This is a genomic window from Streptomyces sp. NBC_00536, from assembly GCF_036346295.1.
Taxonomy (GTDB): Bacteria; Actinomycetota; Actinomycetes; order Streptomycetales; family Streptomycetaceae; genus Streptomyces.
Genome location: NZ_CP107819.1, coordinates 8,546,730 through 8,567,873, shown reverse-complemented (window position 1 = coordinate 8,567,873; position 21,144 = coordinate 8,546,730). Strand labels below are relative to the sequence as shown.

22 protein-coding genes, 1 pseudogene and 1 CRISPR repeat array are annotated in these 21,144 nt (G+C 69.4%); of the genes and pseudogenes, 14 read left to right on the top strand and 9 right to left on the bottom strand.

The features are described 5' to 3' along the window. Nucleotides 1-326: 326 nt before the first annotated feature. A complete protein-coding gene (locus OHS33_RS36905) occupies nucleotides 327-875 on the top strand; it encodes a hypothetical protein (RefSeq protein WP_330334780.1) in 549 nt (182 codons plus the stop codon). A gap of 403 nt (nucleotides 876-1,278) precedes the next feature. Here OHS33_RS36905 and OHS33_RS36900 read toward each other — a convergent pair whose 3' ends face one another. After that, nucleotides 1,279-1,479 carry a hypothetical protein gene (locus OHS33_RS36900; RefSeq protein ID WP_330334779.1) on the bottom strand — a complete coding sequence of 67 codons (201 nt, stop codon included), beginning with the start codon at nucleotides 1,477-1,479 and terminating at the stop codon, nucleotides 1,279-1,281. Here OHS33_RS36900 and OHS33_RS36895 point away from each other — a divergent pair. The 13 genes from OHS33_RS36895 (at nucleotide 1,478) to OHS33_RS39930 (ending at nucleotide 13,679) form a co-directional block, all read left to right on the top strand. Continuing rightward, the gene (locus tag OHS33_RS36895; RefSeq protein WP_330334778.1) at nucleotides 1,478-1,741 is read left to right on the top strand and encodes a hypothetical protein; all 264 of its coding nucleotides are present in this window, start codon (nucleotides 1,478-1,480) and stop codon (nucleotides 1,739-1,741) included. The genes OHS33_RS36900 and OHS33_RS36895 overlap by 2 nt on opposite strands. A gap of 152 nt (nucleotides 1,742-1,893) precedes the next feature. Then, nucleotides 1,894-2,529 carry an SAF domain-containing protein gene (locus OHS33_RS36890; protein ID WP_330334777.1) on the top strand — a complete coding sequence of 212 codons (636 nt, stop codon included), beginning with the start codon at nucleotides 1,894-1,896 and terminating at the stop codon, nucleotides 2,527-2,529. After that, the gene (locus tag OHS33_RS36885; RefSeq protein WP_330334776.1) at nucleotides 2,529-3,350 is read left to right on the top strand and encodes a hypothetical protein; all 822 of its coding nucleotides are present in this window, start codon (nucleotides 2,529-2,531) and stop codon (nucleotides 3,348-3,350) included. Before OHS33_RS36890 ends, OHS33_RS36885 begins: the two co-directional genes overlap by 1 nt. Nucleotides 3,351-3,372: 22 nt before the next feature. Further along, on the top strand, nucleotides 3,373-4,899 hold the full coding sequence (locus OHS33_RS36880) for a CpaF family protein (RefSeq protein WP_330335339.1): 1,527 nt from the start codon (nucleotides 3,373-3,375) through the stop codon (nucleotides 4,897-4,899). Beyond that, the gene (locus OHS33_RS36875; protein WP_330334775.1) at nucleotides 4,896-5,822 is read left to right on the top strand and encodes a type II secretion system F family protein; all 927 of its coding nucleotides are present in this window, start codon (nucleotides 4,896-4,898) and stop codon (nucleotides 5,820-5,822) included. Before OHS33_RS36880 ends, OHS33_RS36875 begins: the two co-directional genes overlap by 4 nt. Then, nucleotides 5,819-6,712, top strand: coding sequence for a type II secretion system F family protein (locus tag OHS33_RS36870; RefSeq protein ID WP_330334774.1), 894 nt, complete (start codon nucleotides 5,819-5,821; stop codon nucleotides 6,710-6,712). Before OHS33_RS36875 ends, OHS33_RS36870 begins: the two co-directional genes overlap by 4 nt. A 46-nt stretch (nucleotides 6,713-6,758) precedes the next feature. Then, complete coding sequence (locus OHS33_RS36865; protein ID WP_443065497.1) at nucleotides 6,759-6,938, top strand: hypothetical protein; 180 nt, start codon at nucleotides 6,759-6,761, stop codon at nucleotides 6,936-6,938. 40 nt (nucleotides 6,939-6,978) lie between these two features. After that, nucleotides 6,979-7,413: a TadE/TadG family type IV pilus assembly protein gene (locus OHS33_RS36860; RefSeq protein WP_330334772.1), complete on the top strand. Its 435-nt coding sequence runs from the start codon at nucleotides 6,979-6,981 to the stop codon at nucleotides 7,411-7,413. After that, nucleotides 7,410-7,877, top strand: coding sequence for a TadE/TadG family type IV pilus assembly protein (locus tag OHS33_RS36855; RefSeq protein ID WP_330334771.1), 468 nt, complete (start codon nucleotides 7,410-7,412; stop codon nucleotides 7,875-7,877). The genes OHS33_RS36860 and OHS33_RS36855 overlap by 4 nt, the downstream gene beginning before the upstream one ends. A 2-nt stretch (nucleotides 7,878-7,879) precedes the next feature. After that, on the top strand, nucleotides 7,880-8,332 hold the full coding sequence (locus tag OHS33_RS36850; RefSeq protein WP_330334770.1) for a pilus assembly protein TadG-related protein: 453 nt from the start codon (nucleotides 7,880-7,882) through the stop codon (nucleotides 8,330-8,332). Nucleotides 8,333-8,361: 29 nt separating this feature from the next. Next, a complete protein-coding gene (locus tag OHS33_RS36845) occupies nucleotides 8,362-11,610 on the top strand; it encodes a LysM peptidoglycan-binding domain-containing protein (RefSeq protein WP_330334769.1) in 3,249 nt (1,082 codons plus the stop codon). 76 nt (nucleotides 11,611-11,686) lie between these two features. Further along, nucleotides 11,687-12,418 carry an SMI1/KNR4 family protein gene (locus tag OHS33_RS36840; protein WP_330334768.1) on the top strand — a complete coding sequence of 244 codons (732 nt, stop codon included), beginning with the start codon at nucleotides 11,687-11,689 and terminating at the stop codon, nucleotides 12,416-12,418. Nucleotides 12,419-12,485: 67 nt separating this feature from the next. Next, a CRISPR array of direct repeats spans nucleotides 12,486-13,246; the repeat unit is 29 nt; unit sequence CGGATCACCCCCGCGTCGGCGGGGAGCAC. Nucleotides 13,247-13,415: 169 nt separating this feature from the next. Then, entirely contained in the window at nucleotides 13,416-13,679 is a 264-nt protein-coding gene (locus OHS33_RS39930; RefSeq protein WP_443065496.1) for an HD domain-containing protein, read from the top strand. On the opposite strand, the pseudogene OHS33_RS36835 reads toward OHS33_RS39930, so the two are convergent. The 8 genes and pseudogenes from OHS33_RS36835 to casA all read right to left on the bottom strand — a co-directional run. Then, nucleotides 13,657-14,636 (bottom strand): annotated as a pseudogene (locus tag OHS33_RS36835) (IS481 family transposase); the annotation flags it as partial. The gene OHS33_RS39930 and the pseudogene OHS33_RS36835 sit on opposite strands and share 23 nt — an antisense overlap. Nucleotides 14,637-14,740: 104 nt before the next feature. Further along, nucleotides 14,741-15,061, bottom strand: coding sequence for a type I-E CRISPR-associated endoribonuclease Cas2e (gene cas2e / locus OHS33_RS36830; RefSeq protein ID WP_330334767.1), 321 nt, complete (start codon nucleotides 15,059-15,061; stop codon nucleotides 14,741-14,743). A gap of 1 nt (nucleotide 15,062) precedes the next feature. Then, nucleotides 15,063-15,992, bottom strand: a complete 930-nt coding sequence (cas1e, locus tag OHS33_RS36825) for a type I-E CRISPR-associated endonuclease Cas1e (RefSeq protein ID WP_330334766.1) — start codon at nucleotides 15,990-15,992, stop codon at nucleotides 15,063-15,065. 59 nt (nucleotides 15,993-16,051) lie between these two features. Continuing rightward, complete coding sequence (gene cas6e / locus OHS33_RS36820; RefSeq protein ID WP_330334765.1) at nucleotides 16,052-16,702, bottom strand: type I-E CRISPR-associated protein Cas6/Cse3/CasE; 651 nt, start codon at nucleotides 16,700-16,702, stop codon at nucleotides 16,052-16,054. Further along, entirely contained in the window at nucleotides 16,699-17,502 is an 804-nt protein-coding gene (gene cas5e / locus OHS33_RS36815; protein WP_330334764.1) for a type I-E CRISPR-associated protein Cas5/CasD, read from the bottom strand. The genes cas6e and cas5e overlap by 4 nt, the downstream gene beginning before the upstream one ends. Further along, entirely contained in the window at nucleotides 17,499-18,608 is a 1,110-nt protein-coding gene (gene cas7e, locus OHS33_RS36810) for a type I-E CRISPR-associated protein Cas7/Cse4/CasC (RefSeq protein ID WP_330335337.1), read from the bottom strand. Before cas7e ends, cas5e begins: the two co-directional genes overlap by 4 nt. A 17-nt stretch (nucleotides 18,609-18,625) precedes the next feature. Beyond that, nucleotides 18,626-19,327 carry a type I-E CRISPR-associated protein Cse2/CasB gene (gene casB, locus OHS33_RS36805; protein WP_330334763.1) on the bottom strand — a complete coding sequence of 234 codons (702 nt, stop codon included), beginning with the start codon at nucleotides 19,325-19,327 and terminating at the stop codon, nucleotides 18,626-18,628. Beyond that, nucleotides 19,324-20,952 carry a type I-E CRISPR-associated protein Cse1/CasA gene (gene casA, locus OHS33_RS36800; protein ID WP_330334762.1) on the bottom strand — a complete coding sequence of 543 codons (1,629 nt, stop codon included), beginning with the start codon at nucleotides 20,950-20,952 and terminating at the stop codon, nucleotides 19,324-19,326. The genes casB and casA overlap by 4 nt, the downstream gene beginning before the upstream one ends. Nucleotides 20,953-21,144: the final 192 nt, after the last annotated feature.

Sequence of the window (21,144 nt, the reverse complement as noted above, 5' to 3'; positions counted from 1 at the left end):
GAAGTTCCAGCCACACCTGGCCTCATCCCGTCAACACCACGCACCCGTCGCCCCTCTCAGCGATTGCCGCACCTCACAGCCCCGCCATCACATTCCAGGGCAGCAATCCCGGGCAAAATCAACCACGTTCGATCGACGACACCCCCAAGAACCCGATAGAGCCTGGACCGTTGACCTCGTATGGTGCCCTCTACGACACAGGCCAACAGGCATTGCACCAGCGATTTCCATCCTGGAGAACACACAGTCCATCCGTCCAACGCACCCCGGGGATATCCGTGACACCAGCACGACAGCACCACACCCGCACCACCCGGCTGCTCACCATGGCCGCCACCGTGGCCGCCATCGTGCTGACAGGCGGATGCACCACCGAAGCCAAGGACAGCAAAAACGCGACGACAACACCCAGCCCTTCCGCCAGCCCGTCGGCGTCGCCGACACCTTCCGCCGACCCGCTGGCCACCGATAAGGCTGACGTCCAGACCGCCTATGACCGCTACTGGGGCGTACTCACCGCTGCCTACGCGAAAGCGGACTCTTCGGGTACGGACTTGAAGATCGTGGCTTCCGGTTCCGCGTACGCACAGACGGAGAGCGGCCTGGCAAACCTGAGGAAGGCAGGCCAGGTCATCACCGGCAAGACGCAGCACTCGGGCACTGCCGTGGACTTCAAAGACGGACAGAAGTTGAAGACGGCAGTCATCACGGACTGTGTTGATGTCTCCCAGTGGAAGCCAGTTGACAAGAAGACCGGCCAGGAGGTCGTTCTGCCGTCCCAGCGGCTTTTGCGGTACATCACCACGTTGACTGCCGAGAAGTGGCCGAGCGGCTGGGTGGTCATCGAGGAAAAGTTCCAGGACCAGACATGCTGAGACGAAACGCTGCCGTCGCAGTGTGCAGCCTCGCGCTCCTCAGCGCAGTGTTACCCGTTGCCTGGGCCGACGGCCACGTCGGAGGCTGCGCGGATCAGCGCGTGTGCGTGGGCATTGAGATTCCCGCAGACCCGGGGCGGGGAGGTTCTACGCCCAGCAGGCCGGGAACAGGCAGCGGCACCAGTGAGCCGGGGCCTGACGAATCCAAGTGCGCTGTTCGTCTGCTTGAACCGCAGCCCCCCGCTGGCAGCGCACTGTGGGAGGGACATGCTCCTGGTGACGGTGCCATCTACGTCAACCCGTGCGTCTCGGGCGGCGCTGGATCGTCCAATACCGATATTCTGGGCTTGGCCTTCTGGGCGAAGGACGCTCCGGCGCAGGCCGTTGACCCGGCCGTTCTTGCTCAGCAGGCGGTGGACAGCATGCTGCTGACCGGGCCCTCAATCGCCAGTCCGCGGGCGGACGGCCTGTACACGGTCGGCGTGCCGATGTGGCTGTGGGTGAACCAGAGTCCCACCACGTGGGGCCCGAACACCGCGTCGGCGTCGGCGGGCGGGATTACGGTGACTGCCACCGCGAGGGTGTCGTCCGTGGTGTGGGCCATGGGTGACGGGTCCAGCGTCAGCTGCACCGGCCCCGGCACTCCGTACACCGCGGCGCGGGGTATGACGCCCTCGCCGGACTGCGGGCACCTGTACCAAACTACGTCGGCCAAGCAGCCGGGCAGCTCCTTCAAGGGCACGGCGACGTCCACCTGGAGCGTGGACTGGGCAGTGACCGGCGGTGGCCGGACCGGCCAGCTGGCCGAGGTCCGCCAGTCCGCCTTCACCGTGACCGTGGGCGAAGTCCAGGTCGTCGGCCAGTAGCAGCCGCGGCCCTTCACCTCCTGCTCTTTCTCTCCTGCTCATCCCCTTTTCTGGAGGCACAGCACGTGAGCACGTCCACCCCGTCGTCGCCGGCCCGTACGGCGCTGCCCGGGCCCGCCGGTCCCCCGGACGGTCCGGCCGCCGCTCCTCGCGTGGTGCGCCAGCGGCGCCGCCGCCCCGGTCTGATCGCCCTGTCCATCGCGCTGATGGCGGCCGGAGGCCTGTCGGGCGCCTTGTTGTTCACGGTGTCGGGGCAGCGCTCCAGCGTGCTGGTGGTCGCCCGCGACATCCCCGTCGGCAACGCGATTACGGACGCCGATCTGGCACCGGCCTCGCTGGCCCTGGACCCGGCGGTCAAGGTGGTTCCCACGGCGAAGAAGAGCGCCATGGTCGGCCAGCGGGCCGCCGTCACCCTGAAGGCGGGGGCGCTCCTCTCTCCTGGACAGGTCACATCCGCGTCGCTGGTGAAGGCTGGTGAGCAGTTGGTGGGTGTGGCGTTGAAGCCTTCGCAGCTTCCGGCGTCGAGGTTGTCGCCGGGGCAGAAGGTGCTGATCGTCTCGACGCCGGATCCGGCTCAGGCCAGTGCGGGCGCGGCGAAGCAGGCGGATCCGGCAGCGGCGCCGCAGACGCTGGCGGCGACCGTCGTTGCGGTCGGTGTGGCCGCGCCTGCCACCGGAGTTGTGGTGGTGGACGTGGCGGTGCCCTCCGCGAGCGGTCCGACGCTCGCCGCCCGGGTGGCGACCGGGGCGGTTGCACTGATCGTGGCCGCGCAGGATGGGGGTAGCTGATGGCGGTCATCGCGTTGGCGGGCGGGCTGGGTGCGCCGGGGGTGACGACGTCGGCGATGGCGTTGCTGATGACGTGGCCGATGCCGCCAGGGCACCGGGTGGTGCTGGCCGAGGCCGACCCGGACGGCGGGGCGATCCTGCCCGGCGCCTTGCAGGGCACCCTCGACAACTCGCGGGGGCTGCGCAATCTGGCGGTGGCGAGCCGTCAGGGGCAGCTGACCGAGGCGTTCTGGCGGCAGCTGGTGGACATCACCGATGCCGGGACCCGCGACCGGCTGGTACTGCCCGGACTGTATGACCCGGCGCACGCTTCGGCGATGGAACCAGTGTGGAGGCCGCTGGCCAGGCTGTTCGCGGGAATTGAGGCGCACCAGCACGACGTCATCGTGGACCTCGGGCGCCGTGGCGCCTTCGGCCCCTCCGCCGTTTTGGCTCAGAAAGCAGACGCCGTACTGGTCGTGGCCCGCGGCACCCTGCGCTCCCTGCAGAGCGCCCAGGTACGTCTGGAGGTGCTGCGCGAGGCGCTGGGCGGGACCACTGAGCTGGGCATCCTGCTGATCGGTGACGGGCCGTTCTCCAAGGAGGAGGTCCGCAAGAACTTGGGGTGCCAGGTGACGGCGGTGCTGCCGTGGCGGCCGAAGGAGGCTGCGGTGCTGTCGGACGGGGCCGAGCAGCCGCGCCGGTTCGAGTCCGGGGAGCTGATGCGTTCGGCGCGGTCTGCTGCGGTGCGGATCCAGGAGCTGGTGGCCATCCGCCGCTCGCGCCTGGCCCCGCCCACCTCCGGCCCGGGCGGAGCACCGGTGGTGGCCGGTGCGCGCTAACCCCCTGCACGACAACCCCCAGATGCCCGCCTCCTCGCTCCAGGCGCGGCTGGCTGACCCCCGCACCGCTCCCGTTCCCACGCCTGCGGTTCCGCAGGGGCATCGTGGGGCGCGACCGGTGAATCCGTGGGCGGCGGTGCCGGCCGCCGCGCCGGTTGCTGTGCCGGTGCCTGCGCTGGTCATCGACTACCGGGCCGTACGCCTGATCAAGAAGGAGGTCGGGGAGCGGCTGACCGATCTGTTGCGGGCCCGGCCGGGTATGAGCGGGGCGGCGCAGGAGCAGCAGGGCCGTCATCTGATCAATGAGCAGGTGGCGGTGTGGTCGGATGCCGAGGCCGTCAAGCGCGGCGCCGCGACTTCTGCCGCTGAGGATGCGGCCATCGCGCAGGCCGTGTTCGACCTGCAGTTCCGGGCGGGCCGCCTGCAACAGCACCTGGATAACCAGTTGGTCGAGAACATCTTCATCAACGGCTTCCAGCAGGTGTGGCTCGACTTCACCGACGGACGTCGGGTGCAGGTGGCTCCGGTCGCGGACTCTGACGAGGAGCTGCGCGAGCTGCTGCGGGATCTGGCCCGGCGGACGACCGGGCAGGCTGAGCGGAGCCTGTCCACCGCCGCGCCGTTCCTCGCGCTGCGCCTGGCGGACGGGTCACGTCTGCAGGCGGTCATCGACGTCACCCCGGGCACGTATGTGACGATCCGCCGTCACAGCATGCGCCACGCGGACCTGCCCGAACTGGTCGGCCGGGGCATGCTCGACACCACGCTTGAGCAGTTCCTGCGGGCGTGTGTCCGCGCGGAAAAGAACATCATGATCGTGGGAGGTCAGGCGGCGGGAAAGACGACGCTGCTGCGCGCGCTCCTCAAGGAGATCGATCCGGACGAGCGGTTCGCGACGCTGGAAACCGAGTACGAACTCTTCGCGCACGAGAACGGGCACCACCGCCAGGTGGTGCCGATGGAGGCCCGGGAGTCCAACGGCGAGATCGTCGCCGGGGCGGCGGCCGGTGAGATCACGCTCATGGACCTGATGTACCGGGCGCTGCGGATGACGCTGACCCGGATCGTGGTCGGTGAGGTCCGTGGCCCCGAGATCGTCGCGATGCTGCAGGCCATGACGAACGGCGCGGGGGGCAACCTGTGCACCCTGCACGCCATCCACCCCAGCGTCGTATTCGACCGGATCGCCGAGCTGTACCTCCTGGCTCAGGCCAACATGTCGGAGGCTCTGGCCTACCGGCAGGCCGCCAACGGACTGCACTTCATCGTGTTCGTGTCGTCCGTGGACGAGACGAAGATCGGCGGCCACCGTCACCGGTTCGTCTCCCACGTCCTGGAAGTCACCGGCATCGGCGAGGGCGGACGCCCCGAGACCAACACCGTCTTCGGGCCGCGTCCGGAGTGGGGCGAGTACCGGGCCCTGCCTCTGATGCATCCCCGCTGCATTCCCGACCTGCGCCGGGCCGGGTTCGACGCCAACCTGCTCAACGACCCGTCCGGCACGTGGGGCGAACCACTGGCGCTGCTGGTCCAAGGGGAGGCGCTGTGACGGTCCTTCTGTGGGTACTGGCCGGCCTGGCTGTCGCGGGCGGGCTGGTCGCATTGGTCGTCGGGGTGGTCGGGACGACCGCGCCGAAGGGGCCGACGCTGTCCGCGAGGCTGCGGGCCGGGCGTCAGCTGGCGACCCGGGATGAGCGGATGGCCCGCCGGACGCGCCTGATCGGCGGTGCGCTGGCCGGGGTGCTGTTGTGGCTGGTCAGCGGGGTGTTCATCGCGGGCGTGATGGTGTTCCTGGCGGTCATCGGGGTGCCGTGGCTGCTGTCCCCGACGAAGTCGGCCACGGCCCGGATCGCGAAGCTGGAATCGCTGGGCGACTGGACCCAGCGCCTGGCCAACGTCCTGCGACTGGGACGTGGCCTGGACGAAGCGCTGCAGGTGTCGCGCAGGGGCTGTCCCGAGGCCATCGCCGGTGAGGTCGCCGACCTGGTGGACCGCCTCCAGGTCGGATGGCGGCCCACGGACGCATTGCGCGAGTTCGGTGACGCGCTGAACGATGTGACCGCGGACAAGGTGGTCGCCGCGCTCGTACTCTCGGCCGCCGATCGCGGCCCGGGCCTCGCCCAGGCCCTTGAGGACCTCGCGGAGTCCGTCCACGAGGAAGTCGCCCGGCGCCGGGCGATCGAGTCGGACCGCGCGAAGCCCCGCACCACGATGCGGTGGATGACGATCATCACCCTCGGCGTCATCGGCTGCGGATTCCTCATCCCCTCCTACACCGCCCCCTACGGCACCCTCCTCGGACAGCTGGTCCTGGCCGTCCTACTGACCGGCTTCGTCGGAGTCCTCGCGCTGATGCGGCAGATCGCCGACATCAAGCCGGTCCCCCGTTTCCTGATCGCCGATCCCCGCAGCGCCGTCGCTCCCGCTCCCGCGCCCGACACCGAGGAATCCACGATGGAGGTGAGCGCATGATCCCCGTCGCCGCGATCCTGTCCGGCGCAGCCATCGGAGCGGGCGGCGCCCTGCTGGTCCGCGAGATCCTGCGCCCGGCGCCCGCGCTCGGACCCGCGCTGCGCCGGCTCAACCACCCCGCACCCGCCCCGGCCGCTCCGGCGACCGGCGACGGCGGGGCCGACCGCGACGAACAGTGGGGGCAGTGGCTGCTGGAGCGCCTCGCCGGCGTCCCCGGTGTCCGCATCCCCTACAAGGACCTTGCCCTGACCGCAGCCACCCCGTCCCGGTTCATCCTGACGAAGGTGGCCCTGGCTGGGGCCGGACTGCTGCTGCCACCACTGTCCACGATCCCGCTGCTGCTCCTCGGCCTGCCCCTCTACCTGCCCGCGATCGTGGGCATCCTCGCCGCCGCAGTGCTGTGGTTCGCTCCCGACCTCGCGCTGCGCGACAAGGCCAGGCGGGCACGGGCGGAGTTCGCCCACGCCATGGCTGCCTACCTCGATTTGGTCGCGCTGCGCCGCGCGGGGAACGTGTCGGCCGAGCAGGCCATGGAACAGGCCGCGATGGTAGGCCGCGGCTGGGCGTTCGGGCGGATCCAGACGGCCCTGGCCCAGTCCCGGGTGGACAAAGTCCCCCACTGGGAATCCCTGGCCCGCCTCACCGCCGAACTCGACCTTCCGGTCATGGACGATCTCGCCGCCATCATGCGCCAGTCCGCCGACGACGGCGCCAGCGTCTACACCACCTTGCGCTCCCGAGCCCGCAACCTGCGCACCGAACTCCTCTCGCAGCAGGCCGCCGAAGCCAACGCCGACAGCGAGAAGATGACCGCCCCCGGGGCGCTCCTCGCCGTCCTGGTCATGCTGCTGATCGCCTTCCCGGCCATCATCCGCATGCTCACCACCTAGACCCGACCGATCAGAAGGAGACCCTCTCGTGAGGACCTACGTTCACCTGACCGCCGCGCTGCGTGCCCACTGGGAGAAGATCCAGGACCACGCTGCGCAGGACCGCGGTGACATCTCCATCACCACCATCATCATCTGGGTCGCCGCCGTCGCCGGGGCCCTGCTCATCGCCGGGACCATCGGCGTGGTCATCACCAAGTACAACGGCAAACTGTCCGGAATCTGACCGAGCCTCACCACGCACCACAGGAAGGAAGGGGGGACGGGTGTCATCAAGAGCAGGGCAACGGCTGCGCGCCAGGGTACTCGCGGCGCTGCGGCGACGGTGGGGCGGGGACCGGGGTGAGGCGTCCCTGCAGATGGCCATCGTCTTCCCCGTCGTCATCCTGGTGACGATCGCGGTGGTCCAGGCCGCGATGTGGGTGCACGCCCGGAACATCGCCCTGACCGCCGCCCGCGAAGGCGTCGCGGCCGCCCGCGTCTACCAGGCCCCAGACAGCGCGGGCACCGCCCGCGCCCGCGAGACCCTGCAGCGGATCGCGGGCGACAGCCTCACCGCCACCGCCGTCACCTCAGGGGGTTCTACGACCGAGGTACGGGTCACTGTCACCGGCAGCGCACCGTCCCTGATTCCTGGGGTGTCCGGGCTGAGCGTGTCGCAGTCAGCTGGTGCTCCGAGGGAACGGTGGACCAGCCCGTGAGCGGCAGTTCGGGATTTCTGGGTTGGGCGCGGCGCCGGTACGTGGGGGGTGACCGGGGCAGCGAAACGATCGCGGCCGCGATCGTCACCCCGCTGCTCCTGGTGCTGCTGTGTCTGGCCATCGCGGGCGGACGGATCGTCACCTCAGGGGCGAAGATCGACGCGGCCGCCGAGGACGCCGCCCGCGCCGCTTCGATCTCCCGTACATACGAAGGTGCGCAGGCCGAAGCGGCGGCCGCGGCCGCGCGCTCGCTTAACGACCAGGGCATCCACTGCGCTTCGACGAGCACGAGCGTGGACGCTTCCGGGCTGGCGGTGCCCGTCGGGCAGGTCGGCACCGTGACCGTGACGATCTCCTGCACCGTCGCCATGGGCGACCTTCTGCTGCCAGGGGTTCCGGGGTCCAAGACGATGACCAGCCGGTTCACGTCCGTTGTGGACGCCTACCGCTCGAAGGAGGGCTGACCATGACCGTGCAGCACGTGCGTGCGTGGTGGCTGGGCCGACTGCGGCAAGACCAGGGTGGGATCGCCGTCTACACGGCGATCGTGACCGTGGCCCTGCTGGGGATCATCGGGCTGGCCATCGACGGCGGCGGGAAACTCCGCGCCACCGAACGCGCCGACGCCGTCGCGATGGAGGCAGCCCGCGCGGCCGGGCAGGCCATCGATCCCGCGGCCGCCATCACCGGCGCCCCGGTCCGCGCCGACCCCACAGCCGCGCAGGTTGCCGCCCAGGCATACCTGGGGCGCGCAGGCGCCCAGGGCAGCGCGACTGTTTCCGCCGACGGCACCCAGCTGACCATCACCGTCCACGGCAGCTACCAGACCAAGTTCCTCGGCATCGTCGGTATCGGGTCCATGGACGTCACCGGACACGGATCCGCCCGCCTCCTCTACGGCACGACCCAGCCCCAGTAACCCCCGTCACCGCGAGAAGGAACCGGCCGATGCCGAACCCCACTGCCCCTACCCCGCCCCGGCGGCGCGGCCGGGCCCAGACCGCAGGCGCGCTCCTGCGCGGGCTGCTGGCCCTGACCGTGCTGGCCGCGCTCCTGGCCGGTCTGCCCGTCCTGCTGTGGTGGGCCACCTCCATCGTCGGACCGCCCGGATTCACCACTCTCTCCAGCCTCTTCTCCACCCAGGACTCCGGCCAGGTCTTCCTCCTCGCCCTGGCCACCGCCGGATGGGCCGGATGGGCATGCTTCGCGTTCGCGGCGCTCCTGGAGATCCCCGCGCAGCTCCGCGGCCGCGCCGCACCCCAGATCCGCGGCCTGGTCGGACAGCGGGCCGCCGCCGCGCTCGTGGGGGCCGTCATGCTCGCCCTGCCTGCCGGAACCGCGCTCGCCGCCCCCGCCACCGCCGCCGGTCCCCCGGCCAGCGTGAGCGCCTCCCCCGTCCCCGGCACCCCCCAGACCGCTGAGACCCATGCCGGCAGCACACCGGCCACTGCCGCTACCGCTACCGCCACGACCCACACGGTGCGGGACACACGACCGGCCGAGAGTCTGTGGTCCATCGCCGCGCAACGCCTCGGCGACGGCGAGCGGTGGGGCGACATCGCAGCCCTCAACCAGGGGCAGAGCATGACCGACGGCACCGTCTTCCACGCTGACCAGCCGATCCAGCCTGGATGGACCCTGCTTCTGCCTGCCGACGCCCGCCCCGCCGCCACGACCGCCAGCACCCCGCAGCAGAGCGCAGCAGAACCCACGACCTACACCGTTCAGCAGGGCGACAGCCTTACCGGGATTGCCCAGGCCATGCTGGGCAGCGCCGACCGGTTCCAGGAGATCTACGACGCGAACCAGGGCCAGGCCCTGCCCGGCGGCGGGACCTTCAACGACCCCGACCTCATCCGCCCCGGACAGCAACTCACCCTCCCCCAGACCCCACACACCACCCCCGCGCCCGCGCCCACCCAGCAGAAACTAGCTCCCACCCCGGCCCCATCCGCCCCGACGACACCTTCACCGACCACTCCGGCTCCCTCCGCGTCTTCACCCACGACCCCGGCACCCGCCGCATCCGCTACAGCCCCCACAGCCCAGGTACCGCAGCAGAGCACCCCCGCTCCTGCCACCCCCTCCCCCAGCACTCCCGCCAGGGCCAGCTCACACAGCACCGCAAGCATCAACTGGGCCCTGGTCGCGGGGCTGGGCACCCTGCTGGCCGCGTCCCTCGCCGGAGCCCTCGGCGTCCGCCGGATCCTGCAGCAACGCCAGCGCCGCGCCGGCCAGACCATCGCCCAGGACACCGACCCCACCACCCTGGAACAAGTCCTCGGCGCGGCCGCCGAGCCCGACGGAGTCGCCCTCCTGGACCAGGTCCTGCGCACCATGGCCCAGCACGCGGACACCAACAGCCACCCCGTGCCCGTACTACGCGGCGCGCTGCTGAACGGGCGGACTGTGCGGCTGCTGCTGGACGAGGCGGCCGACCCGATCTCCCCGTTCACTGCCCCGGACGATGCCCGGACGTGGGTCCTGGACCCCGGCGCCATCCTCGCTAACGCCGTAGACCTGCACGAGGTGCCGGCGCCCTACCCGCACCTCGTGACGCTCGGCGCCCACCAGGACGGGCTGCTCATGGCCGACCTGTCCACCTGCGGTGTCCTGCTCCTGGACGGCACCCCCGACGACATCCTCGAAGTCACCCGCGCCCTGGCCCTGGAGCTGGGAACGTGCGGGTGGGGCGGTTACAGCGAAATCCTGACCGCGGGTCTCGGTACCCGCCTGGCCCAGCTCCTGCCCCAGGGCCGCGTCCGGACGATGCCGCACCTACCCGCCGTCGCCGCCGACCTCGGCGAACTGCTGCTGGAAACCCATCAGAGCGGTGAACAGGCCCTGCCCTGGATGCTGATCGCCGCAGGCGAACACGACAGCGAGCACCTGATGCAGCTTGCCGACGCCCTGGCCGCCGCCCGCACCCTGACCACGGCGGTTGTCCTGCCCGCCAGCGACACCGCCCGGCAGGCCTTCCCACACGCCGAAATCCTGGACGTCACCACCAGTGCGGAGCCCACGCTGGAGCCGATCGGCCTGCCGGTCACCCTGCAGCGGATCACGGACGAGCAGTACCAGCAGTACCTCCACGCTCTGCAGGTCTCCACCCAGGAAGCACAGCCGGCCACCGGCGCATGGGGGTTCGCGGAAGGCCACGACCAGACGGCCGCGGCCGGGCATCCCCTAACGGTCCATGCCACCACCGCCGAAGCCCAGGACCCGGGCAACCCCTTCCCCGCACTCCTCACAGGAACCGGGCACGGGCCTGCCACCACCCCCCAGCCCGAGCCCGAGCCCGAGCCCGAGACCAAAACTGGTCAGGAGGTGCCTCAAGAGGAGGAGTCGGAGGGCGAGTCCGGCGCTGACGCCCCGGCCACCGCACAGGCCCGAACCCCGGAGCGCGCCCCCGCTGTTCTTCCGCGTCCTGCTGCCGAAGGCCCCGGGGTGCGCATCGACGTCTTGGGGCCCCTGCAGATCACCGGTACCGCGACGACCGCTCACAGCCCCCGCACCGCCGCCATCGCCGCGCTCCTGTGTCAGCGGCCCGGACGGGGGATCGAGTACCTGTGCCAGGCCATGGACCCGGTCACGCCCTGGTCCCCGCGCACCATGCACTCCCGCCTGTCAGAGCTGCGCTCGGCCCTGGGCCTCACCAGCGACGGCCGCCCGCTCCTGCCCCGCCCGAAAAACGGCGCCGGGTACACCCTGGACCCCTCAGTCAGTTCGGACTGGCGTGTCTTCAAAGACCTCGCCTCGCGTGGTCTTGCGGCCGGAGCGGGAGCCGGGACCGCCGACCTTGAGGCCGCGCTGGCCCTGGTCCGCGGCCGCCCCTTCGAAGGGCGCACGCTGCCCTGGGCCGAGCCCGACATCCAGGTGATGCTGTCCAGGATCACCGACATCGCACACACCCTCGCCCGCTGGCACGCCGACAGCAGCACACCCGACCTCGACGCCGCCCGCCGCACCGTCCACAAAGCCCTCACCGTCGAGGAGACCTCGGAAGTCCTCTACCAGGACCTGCTCCGGATCGAAGCCGCCACCGACGACCAGGCAGCCATCCGCCGGACAGTGGCCCGGCTCCAGCAGATGGCCCGGACCTACGACATCACCCTCACCGACACCACCGAAACCGCAATCAGCCACGCCCTCACCGGCACACCACCGCGTACAGCAGCAGGCACCACACACACCTGACCTCCCCCGCGCCTCAACGGACTTCGACGCTGCTGGCGCCAAAGGACTGCGTAGACGGAGCCGATATCGTCCTTCCATGACACATGAGTTCGATATGAAGCGGTCGCTCGCTGCGGGTATTGAAGGCAGCAGGGATGCCTGGGAGTTCATCCGAGGGTTCGTTGCGAACTGGTCGGAGGCGCTCGGCGATGACGACGGCTGGAGCGAGGCAGACCTCGTGGCCGCGGAGGAGAGACTCGGTATCCGGCTGCCACTGGCGCTTCGAGAGGCGTATGTGCTGTTCGGCCGTCGCCGGGACCTGACCAGCAACCATGACGACCTGCTCAGCCCGTCCGAGCTGTATGTCGACGAGGCCAAGGAAGCGCTCGTCTTCCGGCATGAGAACCAGGGGGCCGCCTCCTGGGGAATCCTCCTCGACACCCTCGTGGACGAAGACCCCGCCGTCTTCATCAGGGCCGACTTGGCCGACAAGGCTGCCGAACGCTGGGAAATCTGGCTGGAGCGGCTATCCCTGTGCTTCATCGAAATCGTGCTGTCGGAATCCCTGCAGACCAATGGCGAGCGCTGCGACTTCCTGATCGACTTCGACGACCATGGCATCGAAGTGCTGGAACAAAACTGTACTCAGCTGCCGTTCCCCGCCTATCCGATGGGCGAGGAAGAACACAGCACCCGCTGGTTCCTCGGCCATGACGTTCTCCTGCGTGACGACGACGGCATGGCTCTCCTGGCCCGTGCCCGCACCGAAGCAGCCCTCGACGCACTACGCGACCTGCTCCCAGGCGACTGGCTGAACGACTTCCGATAACAGGGCCGTGGCGACTGCGGGGACATACGGCTCCCGGCTACCCCGGGGCACCCGCCGCTACCTGGCCCGGATCACCCCCGCGTCGGCGGGGAACACCGCGCCGGCCCCACCCCGACACCGACCGCATGCGGATCACCCCCGCGTCGGCGGGGAACACTGCCGGGCGCGGTACTGCTCCCACTCGTACTCCGGATCACCCCCGCGTCGGCGGGGAGCACGGGGTGCACGGCCCGGACTTGTGGGCGGAGACCGGATCACCCCCGCGTCGGCGGGGAGCACTCCACCAGGGTGTTGGGCGAAACGCCCCACGCCGGATCACCCCCGCGTCGGCGGGGAGCACGTGCTGGGCGCCGTTTTCCTCCTCATCGGCATCGGATCACCCCCGCGTCGGCGGGGAGCACGGGTCTCGCGCCGTATTGTCAACAGGGCTAGCCGGATCACCCCCGCGTCGGCGGGGAGCACATTACAGCGAACGACTCCACCAACCTGCCCGCCGGATCACCCCCGCGTCGGCGGGGAGCACCCTCGGCGGGGAACCCCAGGACGACGGGCAGACGGATCACCCCCGCGTCGGCGGGGAGCACCCTGGCAGATGTGGAAGCAGTGGCGCGCAGACCGGATCACCCCCGCGTCGGCGGGGAGCACGGCCCGCCGCTCCTCGTCGCTCACTGCCACCACGGATCACCCCCGCGTCGGCGGGGAGCACGCGGCGGTGTCCCAGGCCTTCCGGCCCGCTGCCGGATCACCCCCGCGTCGGCGGGGAGCACGGGCCGATCCAGAGGGAACAGCTCCGTGAGGACGGATCACCCCCGCGTCGGCGGGGAGCACACTTCGCCACCTGCACCTTTCTAGCCGGTTTGCAATTGCTTTGCCAGATAAGGATCAGCAGGGATGACTGTCATGAAGGAAGCGTAAGGCTGTACCGCGACAGGTGTTGTCAGTTACCTCTGATTGAGTCCGTGTCAGGCAGTCGGTCTGCTGGAAGAGTCCAGCCGTGATGAAGAAACCGGGATATGAGCCGGACCAGACCCTGTGGGAGAAGGCGCGCAGGTTGGCGGAGGTGCTGCCGCCGTATCCGGTGGTGAGGCATCTCCTCGACGCCGCTGCTATGACCCTATTCCTCTGGGACCGCGGTCTCTCCGGGAATCAACGGAGGTGCATCGCTGTCGCGTTCGATCTCGGAGACGAGCCGGAGCGGGCCCGGACGCTAGGTGTGCATTTGCCGGAGCTTGATTACAGCGGGTCTGGGTCTTCTGCTTGAGTCGTTCGTATGGCGTTTGGCCGCCGAGGGCGCCGTGGGGGCGGTGATAGTTGTAGTAGTCCTCCCACTCGCGGAGCTTGTCGTTGAAGACGCCGGTGTCATCGATGACGACGCCGTCGAGCATGCGGTAGAGTTCCTCGGCGTCGATGCGGTGGGACCGTTCAACCTTGCCATTGAGGTGCGGGGATGCCGGTTTGATGTAGGTGTGGGCGATGCCCTTGTCGAGGACGTTCCAGTGGAAGGCGGACTGGAACTCGGCTCCGTTGTCTGTCTGGATCACCTCGACGCGAAAGGGCAGACTCTCCAGGACGTAGTCGAGGAACTGCACAGCGGTCTTCTGGACGCACCGCGGGTAGATCCGCAGGTCCCGCAGCCGGGTGCAGTCGTCGGTGGCGGTGAACTGGTAGCACTTCGCCCGCCGCCGTCGCTTGGGCAGGGTGGCGGTGACTGGCGCTGCGGCTGGGTTCTGGGCTGGGAGGCCGATCGGTTCGGAGAATTTTACGTCGATCTGGACTCGGTTGCCGGGCTGCTGCTTCTCATAGCGGGTGTAGCGCTTGTCGTGCCGTTTGTAGCGCTGGGAGGCCGGCAGACGGTTCATCCCGAGCCTCTTGAGGATGTAGTAGACGGCGGAGCAGGCGATGTCGATGTCGTGGTACCGCTTCAGGTACATCTTGATCTTCATCGGACCGAAGTGGTAGTGCTGCCAGAGGTAGACGATCTTGTTGACGACGTCGTCCTCGGTGGCGTGCGGGCAATGATGCGGCTTGCTGGAGCGACCCCGCAGGCCGTCGAGGCCCTCGTCTTGGTACCGGCGCAACCACTTGTAGAAGCACGTGCGGCTGATGCCGTAGTAGCGACAGGTCAGCGCGACGTTCCCGTGACTTCCTCGGCATGGCGCAGGACCGCCAGGCGATGCTGGGCCTGGCGGTCCTGCTGCTGTTGCAGCGAAGGGGGCATGGCAGATCTCCGTTTATTCGGAGACCCATGTGTAACCAACATCCGGCAGTTTTATAGCTAGGCAGTGTCTGATGGCTCTTTGATGAGGTCGCGGAGCCGGGCACCTACAGGTGCTCTGGCCCCGGCTTCTGCTGGGTCGCTGCCCCCGTCATTCGAATCAAGGTGAGCCCGTCGAAGTCCGTTGGGACCCGACGCCGGGTTCCAGCGGTGCGGAGGGCGTAGCCCTGTTCTGTGGGGGCGGTGTGGACAAGGACCGCCTGGCCGTCGCCGACCACAGCTGAGACTGCGGTCCACAGCTCGTCGCGGACGCGGGCGGAGATGGTGCCGACGAAGATCCCGGGGACGACTTCTGCTGTCCACCGGCTCAGGGCACCCCGAAGGTGATCGGGGACTGCGGTGGTCGCGATGACAGCCATTGATGGCATGTCAGCCTGATTCCGAGCCGTAGTTGACGCCTGCGGGCAGAATGCCGCCCTTGGGGTCCCACAGGTGGACCATGTCGACGTGGTGGCGCTCGGACGGGTCCTCGTCCGGGAGTATCGAGTCCGGTTTCAGAAGGGACTGCACGTCGTGCACGATGCGGGGCAGCAGCCGAAGGAGCCGGAGGTCCTCACGGAATTTACGGCGAGCCCCCCGTTCCGGATCCGGGGAGTCATGCAGGGAGAAGGCCAGCGGGAGGGTCGTCTGCGCCTTGTAGAGATCGGCGACGTCGTAGACGAAGGCGTGCTGCGTTCCACTGTGGACGAAGCCGAGTGCAGGTGAGCAGCCCAGCGCGAGGAGGGCCGCGTGCACGATCCCGTACAGGCACGTATTGGCGGCTGACAGTGCGAGGTTGACCGGGTCCTGTTCGTGCCACTGGTCGGGGTGGTAGTTGCGGCGGAATCGGCCGATGCCGTGCTTCTGTGCCAGGAGGCGGTACAGGGCCTTCATCCGCTGCCCTTCCATACCGCGGAGCTTGTCCAGGTCCACGCCCGCGGGTACTTCGTTGTCGAAGCGCATCTTGTACATGCGTACCGCGACCGCAAGACGGCGGTCGGTGTCTGAGACGGCGTGGACCTGGTGCTCGAGCCAGGTGGTGGTGAGGGAGTCCGGCAGCACTGCCGCGTAGGCGCGGACGCCTCCGGCTCCGGTCACCACGACGCTGGTGCCATGGCGGGCGAGCGTTGCCATCGCGCGGGTGGTGATGGAGACTCCAGGGCCCAGCAGGAGGCAGGACAGTGCGGCGGTCGGGAGGTAGACGAGGTCGGTGCGGTTGTCGTCTACTCGGATCTGCGCGCATACCCCGGTGTCGTCCTGTACGACGCGGACCATGTCGAGGTAGAGGAATGACAGGGAGTCGGCTACGCGCGGGAGCATGGCTAGGGTGGGGGCGGCCAGGCGCCGTCGTGCCTGGCCGCCCTTGCCGGAGGCTCCTGTCATGCCGCGGCCGGGGCAAGGGTCAGCAGCCCGGCACCGTACGGTTTGCCGCGTCCGATCCCGGACAGCAGCGCGGCCGTCAGGGTCTCCGGGTCGGTGACAGTGGCGGTGCCGTCGTAGCGGACCAGGCTGTGGCGTAGAGGCGCGGCGTCCTTGCCCCGTCGGCGGGCCGGCTCCATGGGTGTGGGCAGAAGCGAGTTGAGGTGCAGTCCGGCCTCGGTGGCGCGGCGCGTCCACCACTGGTCGGCCTCCGGCCCCGCGAGCGGTATCACCTTGCCCCGCTGGCTCTTCTGCTCCAGCGGCAGCCGCTCACGTTTGACGGGGTTGACGGCGATCCGGTAGCGGACACCCAGGCCCGGCCGGAGCGCGGCGAACATCGGGCTGAGGTCTTTGACCTCCATCTGCCCGTACCCGGCGGGCAGGCCCCGCCCGTCGAGCACCGAGTGAGCCTGCACGAGAAGCGTGGTGGCGTCCTCGGTGATCTCCACCCGGTAGAGCAGCCCGCTGCGCAGCCGAGGGCTGTCCCCCAGGCCGTCCGGGACCAGACGCATCAGGGTCCGGTGCATCTGGGTGGCATCACGCAAGTCCCTTTCCGCAGCGCGGTTGTCCGGGTTGAGGCGGATGCGGGCGAGGGCGACGCGCTGGTTCATGCGGGGATCTCCGTGCTCTCCGTGTTCGGTGCACTGCCGGTGGCGTAGTCGATGAGGCGCTGGTGCAGGGTGCGCTGGTTCGTCTCCAGGAGCTGGACGGGCAGCTCCTCCACCGTCCGGTACAGGTGACGCTTCGCGTGGCTGCGGGCATGCGGGGCGAAGGTGACCGGGTGGTCGTTGATGGTGAGGCGGACCGCTTCTCTCTCATCCGTGGGGGGCTGCTCCCACAGGAATTCCACCCGCGGCGCGTGCTGCGAGGCTCGGCTGGGGCGGCGTTCGTCGGTGTACGGGCTGCTCAGCGGGACGGCGGTCAGCAGCTCTGCGACCGGATCTGCGACGGCGGACCGCAGCAGGAACGGCTCGTCCGGAAGGCAGGACCGGCGCCCCAGGTAGGGCGCCCAGTGCGGGTACTGAAGGGCTCGGGCGAGCTGTTCGATCTGGTCTTCGTGGCCGCTGACGGCGGCCACGAAGACGGCGTCGGCAAGGTAGTGGCGCCGGGTGATCACGGCGTCGCCCTTGTTCTTCCCTCCGCTGGTGGCGGCGGTGAGATGTGTGGGCAGACCCCCGCCGACGGTGTGGAAGTCGCTGAGCAGGATGCCCGGCCGGTCGATGCGGATCGTGAATTCGAGGTCGTCGTATCGGGCGAGGGAATCACCGCGGGCCAGCCCCTGGGCGGCGGCGAGGATCCCGATGATCCCTGAACGGGTGGGGAAACGCGCGGTGTCCCGTACAGCGGAGAACACCGAGCGCTCCCCCCAGGACTGCAGTGGCCCCGCCAGGCGCAGCAGCAGCCCCGTCACTGGCCGCCGTCCCCGGTCTCGGGCAGCGCCGTGTCCACGGCGGCGCTGATCAGCTCGCTGTAGGACTGGTGCATCCCGCCCAGGTTTTCGTACGCGTCAGCGTTCACTCCGGCGTGCCCGTGGAAGGACCGGTTGCGGTCCCCGGTCAGCCGGTGCACCTGGCCCGCGTAGGCGGCCAGTGCGTCACGGGAGGGCCCGGAGAACCCGCCGCCTCGGTTCGCACTGACCGGGGTCTCGAACGCCGCGGCCAGCGAGAGCGGACGGTGTGAGCGGACTGCGAGGTAGGCGAGGTCGGGGATCGTGTGCGGGGCGGTGCTGTTGCGCTTGGCCTGAGGCAGCGACATTACGAAGTGCTCGGCGAACGACCCGAGGACGGTCCTCGCGGCCTTTGCGTCTCCTTCAAGGTTCTTCAGGAGGTCGGTGACGTTGACCGTCGCGAAACGGTAGAAGACCCCGGCGCTGAACTCGGCGGTGCTCAGGTGACCGCTGCCGGTGTCCGAATCGCCCAGCCAGTCGTCGACTGCGGTGAAGTAATCCCGCTGCGGCTCACTGGCATGCGTGGTGAACGCGTGTGCGACCTGCGCCGCACCGTCCACGTTCGCGCCGGGTAGCTCGGCCAGCATCCGGCCGAGGAGACTAATGGAGGCCGTGCGCCGCTTGAGGATCGCCTCGATCCGGTCGGTGGGCAGCACCGCCGCGGGCTTTGCCTTGCCTAGAGCCGCCTCCAGCTCCGCGCGCAGCTCGGTGCACACAGCTGCGAGTTCGTCGATTCCGGTTTCGGGAAGGAACAGGAGCACGGAGGTGTGTCCTGCCTTCTCAAGGGCCAGGCCCTTCTTGTTGGCGCTGGCGGCGACCTGGGCTCCGGCGAACGCCGCGAGGTCTTCGGGCCAGCCGGCCCGCATGAGGGTTTCCTTCACCTTGATGGGCACCTGGCGGGTCCGGGCGGCCTTCTCTCCGAGGTCCTGCTCCACGCCGTGGCGCATCACGCGCTTCCAGGACTGGCTGGAGACGCGGATACGGTTGACGTTGCCGTACCGGACGCTCTTGGGCGATCCAAGATCATCCCGGTTCAGGTTCGCTGCGGGAACCGACTGGATGGCGTTCATGTCCAGGAACAGGGAGGTCACTGATTCTCCTCAAGAACTTCGGTGGTCAGCTCGTCAGCGCCGCTGTCCGGGGCGCGGTCTTCGAGGCTGCGCAGGCGGAAGTAGCTCTCCAGCCAGCGCGTCGCGATGCGGTCCTGGTCGTTGTCCCACCAGGAGAGGTCTTCCAGGAGCACGGCCCAGTCGAGGTGCACGCCGGCGCCGGTGAGCTGGCGGGTGAGGGCCGGAAGCCGGGTGTGCAGGGCATCGCTGCCGACCCGTGCCATCAGGTGGAGTTCCGACTCGGCCGAGTTCGGTTTCAGCACACCCTTGTTGACGGCTTCGGCCAGCGCGGCCCCCAGATTGGGCCGATCCCACCACGCCCGTACCGGTGCGCTTGCTGCAACATCCGGGGCGGTATCCGTCGCGCGTACCTCGTCCCGGTCCTGATCGCTCTGGCGGGCGGTGCGGGAGCGGGCGGCGATCAGCGCGGCGAGAGCGTAGTACGGCCGGCGTGCATCCGGGTGGCGGCCCACCTCGCGCGGGACCAGACGCGTGAGATGGCGGTGCAGCCGGTGGCAGCGGTCATACGGCAGCGCGAGCCCGCTGCGCAGATCGGCCTGAGCGCCCTTGTCCCGCGCGCACAAGGACAGCACCCCGGCGACGAACTCCTCTGAGGGCCGGGGCTTGGACTGGCCCGCAGAGTCTGTCCTGGCGACGCCCGACGATTCGATGGTGGTCATGTGTTCCTCCCTGAGGACGCCTCGGCAGGCTGCGGTACTGTGCCCGCCCGGCGAAGCAGAGCCCGGAGCGTGCCGCGGGCCCTCACCCGCGCCCGGGCGACCCGGATATCGGCACTCCTGGCCCCTATCGCCGCATCCAACGCTTCGAGAGCCGCCTCCACGAACGGCAGCCGCAACGGATCACCGCTCTTTTCCGGGGTGAGCAGCATCCAGAACTCCCGCTCCGCCGCCGCCCAGTAACCGGCCTGGGCCACCTGTGCCCAGGGCCCGGGCTTCTTGAGATCCAGCTTGACCTTCGCCGTCGAGTCGATCCCGGCATCCGTAGCCAGCCTCCACGCCAGCCGCGCCGCGTAATACAGCCTGTCGCCGACCTGCTCCGCGAACTCCCGGCACTGCCCCACCCGTATGGCCATGCGGGGCTGGGGCCCGTCCTCCCGCCACTGCAGCACGGGGGGAGTCGTCGCCTCGAACCAGGAACTGTCCCGCTGCTGCCCGTCCTGATCAAAGCCGTACGCACGCACCCGCAGCCCGGTTCGCACCGTGCGCGGCAGACTCTCGAAAGCCGGCGGCCGTTGACTCTGCCCCCCGCCTTTGAGAAGCAGGGCATCCAAGTCGCGCCACAATGCCCGGTTGCCGTCGGCGGGGCGGGCGAAGGGCAGCCCTCCACCCGCCTTGGGCATGTCGAGAATGACGTACGGGTCCCGGGCCGCCGCGGCCGGCTGATGCGTGGACCAGGTGAGGTAGGCGTCGGTGACCATCGTGCCGTCCGCCGAAGGCTCCAGGAGGGCCGCGTGGCGGGCCCGGCCGGTCAGCAGGCGCCCCGGCCAGCTCGGCGGCGCAGCTGGCCCCAGCGGGTCGGGCAGAGCCTCCGCTTCCCAGGGGCACGCGTCGTCGACGTCGGGGTCCCCGCAGATACCGGGCTGCGGGACACCGAGCACCAGCGTGGTGAACAGGTCGTCCGCCCACGGGTGGTAGGACACCGATTTACGCAGCGGACCCGCATCGCCGTTGCCGGGCTTGACGGACGTGATCTTGCGCGGGGTGCACTGCCCGGCGGGCCCGTAGTACAACTGCGCGATCAGATGCCAGGCCGCCACCGCCGCAGGCACCGGAACCGGTTCGGTGTCGGTGAAATGCCCGAAGAGAACCGCTCCGTTGACGCCCGTCGGCCGGCCGAGAACTAGCTTGTTCACACCGGAAGGGTTCGGCCGGCCCTTCGGGTCTACACACTCTGTGCGCAGCCGCGGGTCCTGCAGAAAAGGACGCGTGGGATGGAACAGGTCGAGGTGGCCGTCGGGCACTTCCTCGTCCAGGTACGCATCCACCAACCGAGGATCGAAACGACCCTGCTCCAGCACCTGGTCTCGCTGGTTGAGCCAGTCTCGCGCGTCTTCAGCAAGGTCCTCGTCATCAAGCCGGACCCCATCACGGCCCACTGCAATCCTGGCCGTCATCGAGGCGAGAATCCGCAGCAGCCCGGACGCCGCCGGCGGTACCGGTAACTCCAGGTCCTCGATCTCATGAGCCCGGTGGAACAGATCCCGTAGCCCAACCGAAGCCGAACTCCCGCCTTTCAGCGCCACCGGGATCCACGGCATATCCCGTAAATCGAACCCGTCGGCCATGGCCTCCCCTCCTCTCTCTTTTTGGCCTGCACAGCCCCCAGGGCACAGCTCCGCCCCATCACAAGCAGGCTTCGCTTGTTCGCACCGATAGTGACAGCCACCACTGACAACGAGCCTGCCCTCGTGTGCGCAGCCACCTCAGCAGTGCTCCAGCCTTTCCGTCTTCATGTTGTGAGAAGTGGAGAAGATTTA